This is a genomic window from Sorangium sp. So ce321, from assembly GCF_051530195.1.
Lineage (GTDB): Bacteria > Myxococcota_A > Polyangia > Polyangiales > Polyangiaceae > Sorangium.
In genome coordinates this window covers 12,124,015-12,140,764 of the sequence record NZ_CP150329.1, presented here as the reverse complement: position 1 = coordinate 12,140,764, position 16,750 = coordinate 12,124,015, and the positions used below count along the sequence as shown (strand labels likewise).

13 protein-coding genes are annotated in these 16,750 nt (G+C 71.3%); 4 read left to right on the top strand and 9 right to left on the bottom strand.

Going from position 1 to position 16,750, the window contains the following annotated elements:
* Positions 1 to 9: 9 nt before the first annotated feature.
* Positions 10 to 615 carry a Uma2 family endonuclease gene (locus tag WME89_RS45070; RefSeq protein WP_438012053.1) on the top strand — a complete coding sequence of 202 codons (606 nt, stop codon included), beginning with the start codon at positions 10 to 12 and terminating at the stop codon, positions 613 to 615.
* Between the two features lie 134 nt (positions 616 to 749).
* On the opposite strand, the gene WME89_RS45065 is transcribed toward WME89_RS45070, so the two are convergent.
* The 6 genes from WME89_RS45065 to WME89_RS45040 form a co-directional block, all read right to left on the bottom strand.
* Positions 750 to 1,490, bottom strand: coding sequence for a 2OG-Fe(II) oxygenase (locus WME89_RS45065; RefSeq protein WP_438005724.1), 741 nt, complete (start codon positions 1,488 to 1,490; stop codon positions 750 to 752).
* The gene (ada, locus tag WME89_RS45060; protein WP_438005723.1) at positions 1,487 to 2,560 is read right to left on the bottom strand and encodes a bifunctional DNA-binding transcriptional regulator/O6-methylguanine-DNA methyltransferase Ada; all 1,074 of its coding nucleotides are present in this window, start codon (positions 2,558 to 2,560) and stop codon (positions 1,487 to 1,489) included. The genes WME89_RS45065 and ada overlap by 4 nt, the downstream gene beginning before the upstream one ends.
* 161 nt (positions 2,561 to 2,721) lie before the next feature.
* Positions 2,722 to 3,555, bottom strand: a complete 834-nt coding sequence (locus tag WME89_RS45055) for a hypothetical protein (RefSeq protein ID WP_438005722.1) — start codon at positions 3,553 to 3,555, stop codon at positions 2,722 to 2,724.
* A gap of 160 nt (positions 3,556 to 3,715) precedes the next feature.
* The gene (locus WME89_RS45050) at positions 3,716 to 4,681 is read right to left on the bottom strand and encodes a TIGR00730 family Rossman fold protein (protein WP_438005721.1); all 966 of its coding nucleotides are present in this window, start codon (positions 4,679 to 4,681) and stop codon (positions 3,716 to 3,718) included.
* A gap of 264 nt (positions 4,682 to 4,945) precedes the next feature.
* Positions 4,946 to 5,308, bottom strand: coding sequence for a GFA family protein (locus WME89_RS45045; RefSeq protein WP_438005720.1), 363 nt, complete (start codon positions 5,306 to 5,308; stop codon positions 4,946 to 4,948).
* 242 nt (positions 5,309 to 5,550) lie between these two features.
* On the bottom strand, positions 5,551 to 6,318 hold the full coding sequence (locus WME89_RS45040; RefSeq protein WP_438005719.1) for an SDR family NAD(P)-dependent oxidoreductase: 768 nt from the start codon (positions 6,316 to 6,318) through the stop codon (positions 5,551 to 5,553).
* 157 nt (positions 6,319 to 6,475) lie between these two features.
* On the opposite strand from WME89_RS45040, the gene WME89_RS45035 reads away from it, so the two are divergent.
* From WME89_RS45035 to WME89_RS45025, 3 genes are all read left to right on the top strand, one after another.
* Positions 6,476 to 7,429: an ABC transporter substrate-binding protein gene (locus WME89_RS45035; RefSeq protein ID WP_438005718.1), complete on the top strand. Its 954-nt coding sequence runs from the start codon at positions 6,476 to 6,478 to the stop codon at positions 7,427 to 7,429.
* 243 nt (positions 7,430 to 7,672) lie between these two features.
* Entirely contained in the window at positions 7,673 to 9,271 is a 1,599-nt protein-coding gene (locus WME89_RS45030; protein ID WP_438005717.1) for an FAD-dependent oxidoreductase, read from the top strand.
* A 186-nt stretch (positions 9,272 to 9,457) separates the two neighbouring features.
* Positions 9,458 to 11,647 carry a sensor histidine kinase gene (locus WME89_RS45025; protein WP_438005716.1) on the top strand — a complete coding sequence of 730 codons (2,190 nt, stop codon included), beginning with the start codon at positions 9,458 to 9,460 and terminating at the stop codon, positions 11,645 to 11,647.
* 39 nt (positions 11,648 to 11,686) lie between these two features.
* Here the strand turns inward: WME89_RS45025 and WME89_RS45020 are convergent, their stop codons facing one another.
* From WME89_RS45020 to WME89_RS45010, 3 genes are all read right to left on the bottom strand, one after another.
* A complete protein-coding gene (locus WME89_RS45020) occupies positions 11,687 to 13,927 on the bottom strand; it encodes a glycoside hydrolase family 2 protein (protein ID WP_438005715.1) in 2,241 nt (746 codons plus the stop codon).
* A 128-nt stretch (positions 13,928 to 14,055) separates the two neighbouring features.
* Positions 14,056 to 15,240, bottom strand: coding sequence for an aldo/keto reductase (locus WME89_RS45015; protein ID WP_438005714.1), 1,185 nt, complete (start codon positions 15,238 to 15,240; stop codon positions 14,056 to 14,058).
* 30 nt (positions 15,241 to 15,270) lie between these two features.
* Positions 15,271 to 16,566, bottom strand: a complete 1,296-nt coding sequence (locus WME89_RS45010; protein WP_438005713.1) for a putative metal-binding motif-containing protein — start codon at positions 16,564 to 16,566, stop codon at positions 15,271 to 15,273.
* Between the last annotated feature and the right edge of the window lie 184 nt (positions 16,567 to 16,750).

Below are 16,750 nucleotides of genomic sequence, written 5' to 3'. Positions count from 1 at the left end.
GTCTCCGTGATGGTCGGTGCCGCCGTTGCTCTGGACAGCTCGGGACGCCTCAGCGACGAGGCGTGGGCCGATCTGCCCGAGGATGAGCCGGGCGAGCTCGTCGGTGGCGTGCTCGTGGAGGAAGAGGTGCCGGACTGGATCCACGAGACCGCCGTGATGTGGCTCATCCGCATGCTCGGCGCGTGGGCGGCGGGCCGCGGGGCCTTCGTGGCTGGCTCGGAGCTCAAGTACCATCTCCGCAAGGGGACCGGGCGCAAGCCGGACCTCTCCATGATCCTGCCGGGGCAGAAGCCCCCGCCGCGGCGCGGGCCGATGCGGCGCCCGCCGGACGTGATGATCGAAGTGGTCTCGCCGCGGCCGCGCGACGTGCATCGCGACCGCATCGAGAAGCTGCGCGAGTACGCGGCGTTCGGCGTGCGCTGGTACTGGCTGCTCGATCCGGCGACGAGGATGCTGGAGATCTACGAGCTCGGCCCGGATGGCCGCTACGTGTGGGCGCAGGGCGCCGCGAGCGGGCGGGTCGAGGCGGTTCCGGGATGCGAAGGGCTGGTGCTCGACCTGGACGAGCTGTGGGGCGAGCTCGATCGGCTGGGGGACGAGGAACCGGCGGAGTAGCGGCCGGCGTGGGCCCCGGGGCGCAGCTCGCGCTCGAGTCGATCGGCGTCGTCATCGAGGTCGATCGCGTCTACCTCAAGGTGCCGCTCGCGCCGGCTGCGGGCGCCTGAACGGCTCGCGGCTCCCGGCGGCCCTCACGCCGCGTCGTGGAAGATGACGCCCAGCGTGTGACGGTGCCCCGAGCGCACGCGGCTGACGCCGTGCCGCATGCTGACCCGGTACACCCCGCGCGTGCCCTGCACCGGCCGGTGGCGCACGGCGAAGACAGCGGCGTCGCCCTGGCGCAGCGGCACCACCATCGGTCGAGACTGCATGCGCGGGCGCTGCTCGGTCATCACGAGCTCGCCGCCCGTGAAGTCGCGCTCTGGCTCGGACAGGAGGATCGCGACCTGGAGCGGAAAGACATGCTCGCCATAGAGGTCCTGGTGCAGGCAGTTGTAGTCGCCCTCGCCGTACTGGAGCAGCAGCGGTGTCGGCTGGATCTGGCCCGCGGCGTGGCAGCGCTCGACGAAGCGCGCGTGGTCGTCCGGGTACTGCACCTCGAGGCCCATCTCCGCGCTCCAGCGGTTGGCGATGGGCACGAGGCGCGGATAGACGCTGGCGCGCAGGGCGGCGACGAGCCCGGGCAGCGGATGCGCGAAGTACTTGTACTCCCCGCGCCCGAACCCGTGCCGGGCCATCATCACCCGGCTGCGAAAGAGCTCGTCGCGCGCGTACAGCGCGGCCAGCTCGCCGCACTCGGCCCCGGTGAGCAGGCCCTCGACGACCGCGCAGCCCTGCGCGTCCAGCTCCTCTGCCACGCGCGCCCAGTCGACCGAGGCCGCCCGCTCCTCCACGCTCGTCGCGACGGGGACCACCCCGCGGCGCGCGCTCATGCGCTCGCCTCCCGGTCGAGCAGCGCGCGCTTGCGCTCGACGCCCCAACGATAGCCCGACAGGCCGCCGTCGTTCCGCACGACGCGGTGGCAGGGGATCGCCACCGCCAGCGCGTTGGCCGCGCACGCCTGGGCCACGGCCCTGGCCGCGCCGGGGGCGCCGATGGCGCTGGCGATCTCCGCGTAGCTCGCGGTCGCGCCGGCCGGGATGTCCCGCAGCGCCTGCCAGACCCGCTGCTGGAACGCCGTGCCGCGCACGTCGAGCGGCAGCTCGACGCCGACGCGAGGGCTCTCCACGAGGCCCACCACCTTCGCGACGAGCTGCTCGAACCCCGCGTCGCCGCCGATCAGGTGGGCCCGCGGGAACCTGCGCTCCAGATCGTGCGCCAGCTCCTCCGGATCGTCGCCCAGGAGGATGGCGCACACGCCGCGCGCGGTGGCGGCGACCAGGATGGACCCGAGCGAGCACTCCCCGATCGCGAAGCGGACATCCATGTTCGCACCTCCGGCGCGGTACCTCGTCGGCGTCATGCCCAGCACCCGGTTCGACTCCTCGTAGAAGCGCCCGCCCGAGCCGTACCCGGCCGCGTAGATCGCCTCGGTCACGGTGCCGTCCTTGCCCAGCTCGGCCCTGACCCGCCTGGCGCGGTGCGCCGCCGCGTACGCCTTCGGCGTCACCCCGGTCACGGCCTTGAAGAGGCGATGGGTGTGGAAGACGCTCAGCCCAGCATGGCGCGCCAGCTCCTCGAGGCTGGGCACCTCGGCGCTGCCCTCGATGAGCCGGCACAGCGCGGCGACCTGGGCCGCCTGGCGCTCGGCCAGCGGGGGCTGGTCCGGCCTGCAGCGCATGCACGGCCGGAACCCCGCCCGCTCGGCGGCGGCGGTGGTCGCATGAAAGCCGACGTTCTCGGGCCTCGCGGGGCGAGCGCCGCAGGAAGGGCGGCAGTACACGCCGGTCGTCTTGACCGAGTAGAAGAACTTGCCATCGACGCTCGCGTCGCGGGCCACCACGGCGGCCCAGCGAGGGTCGCTCTCCACCGCGGCGGCGAGCGCATGGGTCTTTGCGGACATGTCGTGTCCCTCCTTCCGGCGCTTCTTGCGCGTCACGAGTGAGGTTAACTCGCGGCAGAAAGCGCAGCACTCCGGGGCTTGCTCCCGAATTCATCGACGCCGGAGCGGTGGCCGAGCGCGACCGGGGGGCTGTTCACCGCGGCGCCCCCGGTCCGGCCGCTTCATGGCGCGGGGAGGCAGTACTCGCCCTGCGGCGTGACCGACTCCACGACGACGGTCGTGCCCTGCCGGATCACGAACTCGCTCAGGCCGACCTCCTCGCCGTCAGGGCTCCAGTCGTACGTGTATCCCAGGCGCGTCCACGGGTAGCCATCCTCGCCATAGGACGTCGCCTTGAGGTCGTTGATCCAGTCCACGTGCTCTTGCGGCGTGTCGGTCGGGAAATCGAGATCGGCGACCGAATCGTCGATCTCCAGGTCCGGGCTCGGGCGGAACAGCGATGCGGCAGGCACCCAGAGCTGGACGACGCGATCCTTGCCGTTGCCCGGAGGCAGGCCGAGCAGCTGCTCGAGCCGCAAGGAGAGGGCTGTCCCTTCGAGCCCGCCCGCGCGGCAGAACGCCTGGAGCTCCGGCGCCGCCGTGACCCAGACCTCCACGGCGAGATCCGTCTCCTCGCCGACCAGCTCGTCGTACCCCGCGTAGGACGTCCAGGTGACCATCAGCACGCGATCTTCGGCGTCGCGGACGAGCCCGCTGTTCTCGTCCTCGATCGCCGTCAAGGTGTCCACGCGCTCGCTCTCCTCGGCGATCTCGGCGTCGGCGACCGCCGCCTGGTACAGCTCCGTCAAGCTCATCTCGCCGCCCGCGCCGCCCGCGCCGCCGCTGCCGCCCGCGCCGCCGCTGCCGCCCGCGCCACCGCTGCCGCCCGCGCCACCGCTGCCGCCTGTGCCGCCGCTGCCGCCCGCGCCGCCGCTGCCGCCCGCGTCATCATCGCCGCAGGCCACGAGCAGCGCGCACCCGCAAATCCCGATCAGCGAAAGAAATCTTCTCACCATGCCCCTGGTTGCCTCCCGCTTGCCCCGCCGGTTCGACGAGAACCGGTCGGAATCAGCGGCAGCAGGCTACAGCAACGAGGTCGCTCGCGGTGTGGGACCGCAATCCGCCTGGCGCAGGAGGCGCTCTCTCACTTCATCCGCCAGCCGCGCTCTCTCTCGCTCATTGCTCCGGCGCCGCGCCGGTGTGCTCGCCCGCGTGCTCCGGCCGTGCCACGGTGTCCGGCGGGCTGCCGGTCATCGGGTCCGCCGCGGCGCGCTGCCTGGGCTCCCAGCACCTGCGCTGATAGCACTCGACGATCGTCTGACAGGCCTCCTCGATCGAGTCCGTGACGATCATGAGCTTCATGTCGTCCGGAGAGATCTTGCCCTCCGCCAGCATGCTCTCCTTGATCCACGCCACCATGCCGGACCAGAACCGCCGGTTGTAGAGGACGATCGGGAAGTTCTGCACCTTGCCTGTCTGCACGAGCGTCAGCGCCTCGAACAGCTCGTCGAGCGTGCCGAAGCCGCCCGGGAAGATGACGAACGCCTCGGCGTACTTCATGAACATCGTCTTCCGGACGAAGAAGTAGCGGAAGTTGATCGGGATCTGCACGAACGGGTTCACCGCCTGCTCGTACGGCAGCTCGATGTTGCAGCCGATCGACACGGCCTGCGCCTCCGCCGCGCCGCGGTTGGCCGCCTCCATGATGCCGGGGCCACCGCCGGTGATGATCGCGAACCCCTGCTCCCCGAGCCGCCGCGAGAGCTCGACGCACGCCGCGTAATCCGGGTCGTCTCGCCGCGTCCGCGCCGACCCGAAGATCGCCACCGCGGCGTCCACGTGCGCGAGCGCGTCGAAGCCGGCCACGAACTCGCCCGTGATCCGGAGGACCCGCCACGGGTCTGAGTGCGTGAAGTCGGCGGCGGGCCTGGCGAGCTCCGGCCGGTTCAGGAGCTGCTCGTCCTCGGTCTGTCGCCCGGCGCGCGCCGAGCGGTTCAGCGTCGGGTTCGGCACCATGCGCGGGTGATCGCCGCCGGCGCGCTCCGCTGTCCCGCCGGCGGGCTGCCCGGGCGCATCGGTGCCTCGCGCGGGCTCGTTCGGGGACAGCTCGGTCGGGGGTTGTTCGCGGCGCTGGTCGCTCATGGTCACCTCGGGCTGGGGGCCAGCTGGATCGGCGTTGCCCGCGCGTGTCCAGCGGCGGCCTTCGACGAGGGGCAACGTGAAACGGGCGGCCCGGACGTCAAGGGCCGCGGCCGGGCTCGATCTGCGCGAGCGCTCCACGCCGGCGTCGCGTCCGGGCTCCACTCGCGTGACGGCTCTGCTCCGGCGCCGCGGCCGAGCAGCTCGCCAGGCGCGCCGGGACGGCGCTGGCCGCGGTCGCGTCGGACCTGGCCAGCGCGGCCGCGGTCACATGCTCTTGCCGTCGAACTTCATGGTCTTGAGCGCGTCGACATCGACGTCGTCGAGACAGCGGACATTGATGGCGCGCATCTCTTTTCCGTCAGGCCCCGTCCCGAGCGCGAACGACTCGACGCCGCAGACCGAGCAGAACACGTGGTGAATGACCTTCTTGTTGAACTGGTAGTCCGTGAGGAAGTCTCCGCCCTCCTTGAGCGTGAACTGCTCCACCGGCGCGAACGCCAGGACCGCGCCCAGCTTCGAGCAGCGCGAGCAGTTGCACACGAGCACCGGTGTGCTCAGGTCCACCTTCACCTCGTAGCGAACCTTCCCGCAGTGACAGCCACCTGTATAGCTCTTGAGCTCCGTCATGCGCGCATGGTGCCACACGGGGCCGGCAGCGTATCGCAAAAACACGGGGTGATGCGGCGGCCCGCGCGGGCGAGGAGAGCCGCCCGCGGCGCTGCGCTCCGGCGGCGGCGCGCCTGGGTCGGGCGCTGCCCCGGCGCATTGCATTCCGCCGAGAGCTTTTCTCGGTGTCGAGTCAGACCGACCGCGCCGCCTCTGGCGAGGTGGCCGGCGCCTCGTCCATTGCTCCCCTGCTCCTTCTGCGTCTATTGCTCCTCGTAATCCCAGGTCAGCCCGCCATCGACGAAGTACGTCGAGCCCGTCACGTAATCGGCGTCTGCCGAGGCGAGGAACGCGGCGAGCCCGGCCACGTCTTCGGGCTTGCCCAGGCGGCCGAGCGGGATCTGCCCGAGCAGCGCGTCCAGCTTGTCGCGGTCCTTGAGCAGCTCGGCGTTGATCTCCGTCTCGATCGCGCCCGGCGCGATGGCATTGACGGTGATCCCGGTGCCGCGCAGCTCCACGGCGAGGGTGCGGGTGAGCATGCGCACGCCGCCCTTGCTGGCGCAGTACGAGGCGAAGTTGGGAAACGGCAGGTCCTCGTGCACGGAGCTGATGTTGATGATCTTGCCGGGGCGCCTGGCCTCGCGCAGGTGCCGGACCATGGCCTGGCTCCCGAAGAACACCGCCTTGAGGTTGGTGTTCATGACCTGATCGTAATCCTCCTCGGTCGCGTCCCAGAACGGCGCCCGCTTCTCCAGCCCGGCGTTGTTGACCAGCACGTCGAGCCGGCCAAAGTGCGCGACAGCGTCCTTGATCAGCTCCTGCACGCTCTGGACGGAGGCGACATCGACGGAGAACAGATGACCTCGCCGGCCGGCGGCCTCGACCTCGGCCAGGACCTCCTCGGCGCCCTCTTTGCTCTTGTGGTACGTGATCGCCACGTCGGCGCCCTCGCGGGCGAAGCGAGCGGCGATGCTGCGGCCGATTCCCCGGCTGCTGCCTGTGATGAGCGCGATCTTGCCTTGCAGTCTCATGGTGGCCTCTCGTCTCCTCCTCTAGCACACCGCTCGGTCGACCGATGACGACGTGCCGCTCGTCGGCTTACCGGCTTACCGGCGGGCGAGCCGGCCGCGCGGCGCCCGGGCGCCTCGAGGTAGGCGCGGGCGCGCTTTCGCTGCATAGAATCCCCGCATGCGCATCGCCTCCCTGCTGCCGTCCGCGACCGAGATCGTCTGCGCGCTGGGCGCGCAGGGCGAGCTCGTCGGCATCTCTCATGAGTGCGACTTCCCCGAGGGGCTCGGGGCCCTCCCGGTGCTCACGCGTCCCCGGCTGAGGCCGGCGCGCTCCAGCCGGGAGATCGACGCCGCGGTCCGCGACGTCCTCCGGGACGCGCTCGCTGTCTACGACATCGACGTGGAAGCCCTCCGCGAGGCGCGGCCGGACGTGATCGTCACGCAGGACCTCTGCGATGTGTGCGCCGTCTCGCTCGATGACGTGCGCGCGGCGGTCGCCCGGCTGGCGCGCAGCGACGTGCGGATCGTCAACCTGCACCCGACACGGCTCGACGACATCTGGGCGGACATCGGCCGCGTCGCCGAGGCGATCGGCCGAGCGGCCGACGGCGAGGCGCTCATCGACCAGCTGCGAGCGCGCGTCGACGCCGTCGCCGCCCGCGCGGCCGCGGCGCCGGACAGGCCGCGCGTGCTCGCGGTCGAGTGGATCGAGCCGGTCATGATCGGCGGCGTGTGGATGCCGGAGCTCATCGCCCTCGCGGGCGGAGCGCCGCTCGTGACGCGCCCCGGCGACCACGCGCCCACGCTCTCGCCGGCCGACCTCGCCGCGCTCGACCCGGATGTGGTGCTGATCAAGCCGTGCGGCTTCACCCTCGAGCGCACGCTCGAGGAGCTCGAGCTCCTCCCGCGCGCGTTGCCGTGGGCGAGCTATCGCGCCGTGGCGCAAGGTCGCGTGTACGTCGCCGACGGCAACGCCTTCTTCAACCGCCCTGGCCCGCGCATCGTCGAGTCGCTCGAGATCCTCGCGGCCTGCGTCCACCCGGGGCTGTTCGCCCCGACGCGCCGCGCGCACGCCCGATCCGTGGTGCGGCTCGACGCAGCGCTCCGGCCTCGCGCCTTCGACGAGGAGTGACCCTGGCCCTCGACGGGCAAACGGCCTGACCTCGCGGCTCGCCAGCCAACGCCCGTCGCGCTCGCTCACCGCACTGTCGCGCCGCTCGCCACATGCGCTGTCGCAAATTGCCACGCAGCCGGCGCCGCTCGCGCGCATGACGCGCCGCTCTCGGCCTCGACCGCGTGGCAAACCGTTTGCAGGGCGCGGGAGCACTGGGAGCGCCGCTCGGCACGGGCGGCTCGCCACGACCGGGAGGCCTCAATGACGGATCGAGCATACGATAAAGACACTGCATGGACCCACGCAGCGCTCCCGCCCATCGCTCCTCTCGCGACCGAGCACAGGACGACCGTGTGCATCGTCGGCGCGGGCATCGCCGGGCTCACGACCGCATACATGCTGGCGAAGGAGGGCCGCGGGGTCATCGTCCTCGACGACGGCGTGATCGGCGGGGGTGAGAGCGGGTTCACGACAGCGCACATCGTGAACGCGCTCGACCGCCGCTGGACCGAGCTCGCGAAGCTCCACTCGCAGGAGCGCCTCCGGCTGGCCGCCGCGAGCCATACGACCGCGATCGACACGATCGAGCGCATCGTGAAGGAAGAGGGCATCGACTGCGACTTTCGCAGGGTCCCGGGCTACCTGTTCGCGGCGCCGGGGCACCCATCGAGCACGATCGAGGACGAGATCAAGGCCGCTCAGCAGGCCGGCCTCGAGCTCGTCCATGGCGTCGAGCGGGCGCCCCTCGAAGGGTTCAACACCGGCATCGCGGCGAAGTTCCCCGACCAGGGCCAGTTCCACATCCTCCGCTACCTCGCGGGCCTCGCCCGCGCCGTCGAGCGCCATGGCGGCAAGATCTACACGAGGGCGCACGTCGTCGACGTCGACGAGCAGGCCGAGCCCGAGCACGTCGTCGTCAAGACGGACCGGGGCGTGAACATCATCGCGAACGAGGTCGTGCTCGCCACGAACTCGCCGTTCCTCCCGTGGATCTCCGTGCACCTGAAGCAGGCGGGGTACAGGACCTATGTCATCGCCCTGCGCGTGCCGCGGGGCTCCATCCCCGCTGGCCTGTACTGGGACACCGAGGATCCGTTTCACTACGTCCGCCTCAGCAACGTCGACGGCGCCGACGGGCCGGACGAGCTCCTCATCGTCGGCGGCGAGGACCACAAGACCGGTCAGGCCGACGACGCGGACCAGCGCCACGCGCGGCTCGAGGCGTGGGCGAGGGAGCGCTTCCCCCAGGCGGGCCAGGTCGTGCACCGCTGGTCCGGAGAGGTCATGGAGACCGCCGACGGGCTCGCGTTCATCGGGCGCCTCAAGAAGGAGTCTCGCATCCTCCTCGTGACGGGCGACTGCGGCAACGGCATGACGCACGGGACGATCGCCGGCCTCCTCGTGAACGACCTCGTCCACGGCCGCGAGAACGCGTGGGCCGAGCTCTACGACCCGAGCCGCGTGAACCTCACGCTGCACTCGGCGTCGGAGTACCTGAAGGAGAACCTGAACACGGCCGCGCAGTACACCGACTGGCTCACGGGCGGCGATCTCGATGACGTGGAGAAGCTCCCGCCGGGGATGGGCGCCATCATGCGACGAGGGCTCACGAAGCTCGCCGTCTACCGCGATCCGCAGGGTCACGTCCACGAGCGGTCGGCCGTGTGCACCCACCTCGGCTGTATCGTCGCGTGGAACCCGGCCGAGCGGACCTGGGATTGCCCCTGCCACGGGTCGCGCTTCGAGTGCACGGGCCGCGTCATCCGCGGGCCGGCGACGAGCGACCTGAAGCCGGTAGAGACCGCCACGCCGGGCGGGGCGGAGACGCCCGCCGGCAAGGATCTCGCTCGGACCGGATGAGCGCGCCTCGATGACGCAACGAGGCGCGCCGGCGCGCCGTCACGCGGCTTCCTGCGGCGGCGCGCCGAGAGGCGCTTCGGCAGGGACGGCGCGGGCGGGCGGCCTGTCCAGGCCGTCCCCCGCCCATCGCGGCAGGGGAGGAAAGGTGACAGGTCCGCTGCACCATGTACATGTGTACGGAAAGCCATGCAGGAGAGCCACCACCCCGGGGCCGAGGCCCGGCCCAGCGACGCGTCGTTCCTCGCCGGTGATAGCGAGATGGCGCAGCTCATGCGCGATCTCGACTGGTCGCTCACCCCTGTCGGACCCCTGAACGGGTGGCCGCAGAGCCTGCGCACCGCGGTCAGCATCTGCCTCGCCTCGCGTCACCCCATCGAGATCTGGTGGGGGTCCGAGTACGCCCGCTTCTACAACGACGCGTACCGACCGATCCTCGGCGCGACGAAGCACCCGCAGTTCCTGGGCCGCCCGGGGCGCGAGTGCTGGGGCGAGATCTGGGACGTCATCGGCCCGATGCTCGACGGGGTGCGCGCCACCGGGCAGGCGACGTGGTCGGAAGACTTCCAGCTGATCCTCGCGCGGAATGGCTATCTCGAAGAGACGTATTTCACGTTCTCCTACGCGCCTGTCCTGATCGAGGACGGCACCGTCGGAGGCATCTTCTGCGCGTGCGCCGAGACGACGGCGCGCGTCCTCAGCGAGCGCCGCCTCCAGGCGCTGCGCGCGCTCGGCGCGCAGTCGGGCGCGGCGGCGATGGTCTCCGTGGAGGAGACGTGCGCGCGCTCGGCGAGCACGCTCGCCGAGACCTCCGCCGACGTGCCGTTCGCGCTGCTCTACATGATCGAGCCCGACGGCGCGGCCGCACGCCTCGCCGCCGCCGAGGGGCTCGCCCCCGGCGGCCCGGCGAGCCCCGAGCGCATCTCGCTCGCGGAGGAAGGCGGCGCGTGGCCCCTCCCGGAGGTCGCGCGGACCCGCCGCTGCCTGCGCGTCGACACCCCCGCCGAGCGGTTCGGCGAGCTCCCCGGCGGCCTGTGGCCCGAGCCTTCTCGCGAGGCGGTCGTGCTGCCGCTCCCGCGCGCCGGGCAGCCCGCGCTCCAGGGCTTCCTCGTCGTCGGCGTCAGCCCGCGCCGCGCGCTCGACGCGGCCTATAGCGACTTCTTCGAGCTCGCGGCCGGCCACATCGCCACGACGATCTCCGGCGCGCGCGCCTACCAGCAAGAGCGCCTCCGCGCCGAGGAGCGGGCCGAGCTCCTCGCGCGCGAGCAGGCCGCGCTCGCCGAGGCCGAGCGGCACAGGTCGCGCCTCGAGACGCTGTTCATGCAGGCCCCGGCCGGGATCTGCGTCCTGCGCGGGCCCGAGCACGTCTTCGAGCTCGCGAACCCGCGCTACCTGAACCTGATCGGCGACCGCGACGTCGTCGGCAAGCGCCTCCGCGACGCGCTGCCCGAGACGGAGCAGGTGGTCGTCCCGCTGCTCGACCGGGTGTACGCCACCGGCGAGCCGTTCTTCGGCAACGAGTTCCCCGTGTCGATCCAGCGCGGCGGCGCGATCGAGGAGTGCTTCTTCAACTTCATCTACCAGCCCATCTACGACGCCGCCGCCCGGGTCGAGGGCATCGCCGTGCTCGCCTTCGAGGTGACCGACCAGGTGCGCGCGCGGCGGCGCGCCGAGCAGCTCGCCCACGCGCTCGCGATCACGAACCAGGATCTCGACCAGTTCGCCTACGTCGCGTCGCACGACCTCAAGGCGCCGCTCCGGGGCATCGCGAGCCTCTCCGAGTGGATCGAGGAGGGGCTCGCCGACAAGATGAGCGACGAGGCGCGCCAGCAGATGCGCATGCTCCGCGGCCGCGTGCACCGCCTCGAGGCGCTCATCGAGGGCATCCTCAGCTACTCGCGCGCTGGCCGCATCCGCGACAGGATCTCGCCCGTCGACGTGGGCACGATCGTCGCCGAGTGCGTCGAGCTGCTCGCGCCGCCCCCCGAGACGCGCGTCCTCGTCGGCGGCGGCATGCCGACGCTCCTCGCCGAGCGCGTCCCGGTGCAGCAGGTGTTCATGCACCTCATCGGCAACGCCCTGAAGCACGCGCGCCGCGCGGACGCCGTGATCGAGGTCGCGTGCGCCGACGCGGGCGACTTCTACGACTTCACGGTGAAGGACAACGGCCCCGGCATCCCGCCGCAGTTCCAGGAGCGCATCTGGGGCATCTTCCAGACGCTGGAGGCGCGCGACAAGGTCGAGGGCACCGGGATCGGCCTGTCGGTGGTGAAGAAGATCGTCGAGACGCGCGGGGGCCACGTGTCGCTCGAGTCGGAGCCTTACGCCGGCGCGACCTTCCACGTGTACTGGCCGAAGCGCCAGAAGACGGCCTCGTGACCGGCGCGCCCGTGACCCGCGCGGCGGCGCGCGGGCGGCTCAGCCGTTGAGGAACCGCTCGCCGGGCGCGGGCTTGCGCCGCTCGGCGACGCGCGCGTAAGCGAACGTGTAGCTCGAGTCGAGCGCCGGGCGGTCCGCCACGGCGAGCTCGATCTGGAACGTGTCGCCCTCGAACCTGGGCAGCAGGAACGAGAGCGTGGGCCCCTTCTCGTTGCGCCGCGGCTCGAGCTCGGGGAACTGCCAGCTGACGCGCGCGACGGTGCGACCCGCGATGACGACGCGCGCCTCGAGCGTGCCTGACGCCACGGGCTCCGGAGCGTCGTTGAGGACGAACAGGTCGGCGCGGAACTCTTCGCCGCTCTTCCAGCCGAATTTCGGCGCCCTGGCGCTGGCGAGCACGGGCCGGCACGCCGCCTTGACCGCGTGGTACGCCGGCTTCGGCCGGTGCGGCCAGCTGATGAGGTTGTTGTTCGCGGCCGACGGCCACGGCTCGTTGAAGCACCAGTTGAGCGCCATGGCGCACACGGGCTTCTGCCGGCGCGCCTCCTCGAAGATGAACTTGTACCCTTCGCACTGGAGGAGCTGCCCTCGCTCCACGAGCTCCTCCAGCGTCCTCTGCGGGCCGAAGTAGTGCTCGATGGTGGCCTGGCAGAGCCAGCTCCCGGGGTCCATGTTCCAGGCGCCGAACCCGTGGTGCGCCTCCCAGGCCGTGCCCGCGCGCGGCGGGAAGAGCTCGGCCTCGGGGATGAACGTCTCCAGGTACTCCACGTCCGAGGGCCCCGGGCACCCGAACTCGGAGTAGGCCGTGTTGCTCGCCGATGCGAAGATCTGGTGTGGCTCCCGGCCGTGCTCGTCGCGAAAGCGGTAGTCGCCGTGCCCCATGCCGTCGAGCGGCGCGGTCGGGATGAACGGCGTGTCGCGATCGAGCTCGTAGGTCAGCTTGTTGAGGAGGCGCAGCGGCAACGACTGATCGGTCATGCCGGACCACACATTGAAGAGCTCGTTCCCCCCGCACCAGAACGCGAGCGACGGGTGCTGCCGGACGCGCCGGATGGTGCTCTCTGCCTCCTGCTCCAGCACGCGCAGGTAGCTCGGCTCGCCCTCGTACAGGTTGCACGCGAGGTGGAACTCCGTCCAGACCATGAGACCGAGCTCGTCGCAGAGCTCGTAGAACGCTTCCTTGTTGATGATCGCGCCGCCCCAGGTGCGGAGCAGGTTGAAGTGGGCGCCCTTCGCCAGCTCAAGCAGCGGGCGGTAAACGCCTTCATCGATGATCCCGGGGAAGATCTCCGGGCAAACCCAGTTCGACCCGCGCGCGAAGATCGTCCGGCCGTTCACCTCGAGCGTCACGGGGGGCCGGCTCCGACTCTTCGGGAAGCGCGCCGGCTCGTCCCAGGCGCCCTCGTGCATCACCAGCCGGACGCGGCGAAACCCCACCTTGCGCGCGTGGACGACCGCGCCGTCCAGGAGGACCTCGAGCGTGTACAGCTCCGGCTTGCCCTCGCCGTTCGGCCACCAGAGCCGGACGCCCTCGAGCCGCGCCTCCGGCCTCTCGCTCGAGACCACCTCCTTCCCCTCCGGGTCGCGCAGCCGGTACGCGGCGCTGGCCGCGCCCGGGTCGCTGGTCTCGATCCGCACGTCGAGGTCGGCCGACGTCAGGTCGTCCGACAGGCGGTAACGGAAATCGACCGCGCGGAAGTGGCGCGCCGGGCGCCGCTGGACGCCTGTCTCCTGCCATATCCCGCACGGGATGAGCCTCGGGTGCCAGTCCCAGCCATAGCTCACCGGCGGCTTGTTCGAGAGCCGCGCCTGCGTCCGGTCCTCCGGCGACGGCGTGGCCTTGGGCGCGGGGAAGATCACGACGGAGATCTCGTCACCTGGCCGCGCGCGACCGGTGAGATCGATCTCGAACGGCGTGAACATGCCCTCCTGATCGTGGCAGAGCTCTCCCTGGAGGTACACCTGAAAGCGGTAATCGACGCCGCCGCAGTAGAAATAAACGCGCTCGCCCTTCCCGGCCTGTGGCAGCTCGAGCCGCGCGCGGTAAACCCAGTAAACGTCCTCGGCGAAGCGAAACTGCCTGAAGTTGCTCCCGACCGTGTAGTCGGGGAGCCCCTTGGCTCTGGCCCAGTCGAGCTGCACCGCCCCAGGGACATTCGCGGGGACGAACTCCGCGGGAGGGATGGATGGGTCGCTGGTGAACCCGACCTCCCAGGCCAGCGGGGCGAGCGGATACGAGGCGGCGACGTGCTCGGAGGCGAGGCGTGAGGTGATGGGCATGGGCGCGGCCCCGTTCATAGCGCCCCGCCGCGCGGGCCGGAAGGTCAAGATCGGGACATCGCGCGCGCCGTACGGCCGCGGCCGCGCGCCATCGCGGCGTGAGCCTCGCTCCGGCGCGCGGTCGAGACTCAGTGTTTGCCGAGGCGCTTGACCTCTTGCCCGGCGAGCAGCGCGTGCGCTTCCGCCAGCACCTCGGGGATGCGGTGCCGCTGCGGCGCCTGCGCGAGGGCCTGCGTGAGGTCGAGCTCCCGCGCGCGCTCCGCGCGATTGCCGGGGAACCAGTGGTCGCCGCTCCCGAGGAGGTTGTACCGCATCTTGCCGTAGGCGGTCATGTCGAGCGCCCTGGCGAGGTTGTAGAGCCGCAGGATCTCGCGGATGTTGACGTGCCCGGGGACGGCCTCCCACTCGGGCAGCCCGACGTGCCATGTGTCGAGCCACGCGCGGCCGAGCACCCGCTCGAGCTCCTCGTCGAGCCGGCGCAGGATCGGCTCCAGCGCGGCCTCTCGGGCGCCCTCGCCCTCGAGCAGCGGCAGCACCTTCATGTGCTCGTCGAAGTCGGACGGGCGCGCCGCCCCGACGCTGATCGTGTGGACCTCGGGGCGCGCGAGGCAGAACAGGTCGTTGAACACGATCGGAGAGAGCGGGGCGCACAGCCGCGCGAGCTTCTCGCTCGGCTCGTACAGCTTGCCCCCCTTGTCGGTGGGGCTGATGATGAAGACCCCCATGTCGCGCTCGGCGGCAGCCTGGATGGCTGGCCAGGCGATCTGGTTCACGTAATACCAGTGCAGGTTGACGTAGTCGCTGCGACCGTCCTGCACCATGGCCATGAGCACGGGCAGCGGCGCGTGCGTCGAGAACCCCACCGCGCGCACGCGCCCCTGCCGCTTCAGCTCGAGCGCGGCCTCGAGGCAGCCCCCTTTGCGCAGCGACCAGGAGAGGCGCGTCTCGTCGTTCACGCCGTGGAGCGCGAACAGGTCGACGTGGTCGAGGCGAAGGCGCTTCATCGAGCGCTCGAACGTCTCGAGGAACTTCGCTGGGTCGGCCTCTGGGCTGGCCTTCGTCTGGACGATGATCTGCTCGCGCGGCAGACTCGGCAGGATCTGCCCGAGCTGCGCCTCGCTCGTGCCGTATCCTCTCGCTGTCTCGATGTGGTTGATCCCGAGCTCGAGCGCCCGCGCGATGCACGCCTCGACGTTGCGCTGGCTCTCGGGCGAGATGCGGTCCGCGTCGCTCCAGGACTGCTGGTACCGCATCCCTCCGCACGAGAGGACGGGCATCTTGATCTCGGTACGACCGAAGCGGCGATGGAGCATGCGTGTCACCTGAGGCTCGGGAGGGGGGATCTACCGCACCCTGCCAGCTCGCCGCAGGCGCCGCAACGCGAGGAGGGCGAGCGGCGAGAGGGAGGGGAGCAGCCGCCACGGAGACCCGGTGTGGGGGTCGATCGCGCAGCCGCTGCCGGCCGAGCCGCCTTCCCCTTCGTTCACGGGCTCGGGCGCGCCGCTCCCCGACGCGCCCGAGGACCCGGCGCCGGAGCTGCCGGAGCTGCTGGAAGCGCCACCGCCGCTCGCGCTGCCGGTCCCGCCCGGCGCGCAGAGGCCGGGGTCCTCGTCGACCTCGCCATCGCAGTCGTCATCGAGCCCGTTGCACTGCTCGGGGCTCGGCGCGCCGGGCGTGCACGACCCCGCGGTGCACGCGACCGCCTCCCGCGCGCACATCCCGACGCCGCAGATCTCGCGCACGCCCTCGTCGATCCGCTCATCGCAGTCGTCGTCGACCAGATTGCACGTCTCGGTCGCGTCCGGGTGGACGAGAGGGGACCTGTCGTTGCAGTCGTTCGAGCTCGGCGCGTACCCCGCGGGCGGGCACTTCGCCATGACCGTCGCGCCGAAGAACGACCCGTACCCGTCGCCGTCGGCGTCCTCGTACTGGGTGCTCACCTCGAGGTCCTCGTCGACCTGGCCGTTGCAGTTGTCGTCGCGCTCGTTGCAGGCCTCGGCGCGATCGGGGTGGACATTGACGCTGTAGTCGTCGCAATCCCCGCCGCGGGCGGCGTGATCCGGAGGCTGGGTGCAATCGATCCTGGGCACGCCGGAGTCGCCGTGGCCATCTCCGTCGCGATCGAGGTAATAGGTCGTTCCTTCGCACCCGTACGCGAACGCGGCGCTGGTGGACGACGCGCCGTCGCCGCGCGAGCCGTTGTCGCCGTTGCCCGAGAGGGCCCACACCTCGACGACGACCCCGCCCGGCGCCCCCGGGGCGGTCCACCGCGCGTCGAACCGGACGACGCCGCCGCTCGCCCGCTTCGGCGCGTCGTGGACGAGCTGGTGCTCGTCGACCAGCTTGGTGCCCTGACCGTCGATGGTGGCGAGCCGGCCTGCTCCGGTGCGGAGGTAGAGCCCACCGACGTTGATGTTCGCGGCCGCGATCTGGACCTGCAGAGTCGCCGTCTCGCCGGGAGCCGGGTTCCTCGGGCTGAGATCGATGGTGATGCCGGGCGCTGCACCGCCGTTATGGCAGCCGTTGCACCCCTCCACCACCAGCCCGGTGCGGCGCGCGTGCGCCTGCGACGCGGCCAGCGTGGTCAGCAGGGCCAGGCTCACCGAGAGGACCGGTGAATAAAGCGATGATCTAAGCATGCGCCTCGGTGCGCAGCCCGGGCTCGCGGGCTCCGCGCGCACCGCTGCGACGCTCAGGGATAGCCTTACTCCATGCGATCGACAAGCGCATCCACGCAGAGCGCAACATTGCACTGCGACCATCCAGCGCGGCAGTTCTCGCCCTCTCTATGTCCTGGCCGCTGACGGCATCTCCGGAGCAGCG

Bases quoted from the DNA above. Each gene is read 5' to 3' on its own strand.
- WME89_RS45070 (WP_438012053.1), top strand. From the start codon at position 10: ATGGTCGGTGCCGCCGTTGCTCTGGACAGCTCGGGACGCCTCAGCGAC.
- WME89_RS45065 (WP_438005724.1), bottom strand. From the start codon at position 1,490: ATGAGCGCGCGCCGCGGGGTGGTCCCCGTCGCGACGAGCGTGGAGGAG.
- ada (WP_438005723.1), bottom strand. From the start codon at position 2,560: ATGTCCGCAAAGACCCATGCGCTCGCCGCCGCGGTGGAGAGCGACCCT.
- WME89_RS45055 (WP_438005722.1), bottom strand. From the start codon at position 3,555: ATGGTGAGAAGATTTCTTTCGCTGATCGGGATTTGCGGGTGCGCGCTG.
- WME89_RS45050 (WP_438005721.1), bottom strand. From the start codon at position 4,681: ATGAGCGACCAGCGCCGCGAACAACCCCCGACCGAGCTGTCCCCGAAC.
- WME89_RS45045 (WP_438005720.1), bottom strand. From the start codon at position 5,308: ATGACGGAGCTCAAGAGCTATACAGGTGGCTGTCACTGCGGGAAGGTT.
- WME89_RS45040 (WP_438005719.1), bottom strand. From the start codon at position 6,318: ATGAGACTGCAAGGCAAGATCGCGCTCATCACAGGCAGCAGCCGGGGA.
- WME89_RS45035 (WP_438005718.1), top strand. From the start codon at position 6,476: ATGCGCATCGCCTCCCTGCTGCCGTCCGCGACCGAGATCGTCTGCGCG.
- WME89_RS45030 (WP_438005717.1), top strand. From the start codon at position 7,673: ATGACGGATCGAGCATACGATAAAGACACTGCATGGACCCACGCAGCG.
- WME89_RS45025 (WP_438005716.1), top strand. From the start codon at position 9,458: ATGCAGGAGAGCCACCACCCCGGGGCCGAGGCCCGGCCCAGCGACGCG.
- WME89_RS45020 (WP_438005715.1), bottom strand. From the start codon at position 13,927: ATGCCCATCACCTCACGCCTCGCCTCCGAGCACGTCGCCGCCTCGTAT.
- WME89_RS45015 (WP_438005714.1), bottom strand. From the start codon at position 15,240: ATGCTCCATCGCCGCTTCGGTCGTACCGAGATCAAGATGCCCGTCCTC.
- WME89_RS45010 (WP_438005713.1), bottom strand. From the start codon at position 16,566: ATGCTTAGATCATCGCTTTATTCACCGGTCCTCTCGGTGAGCCTGGCC.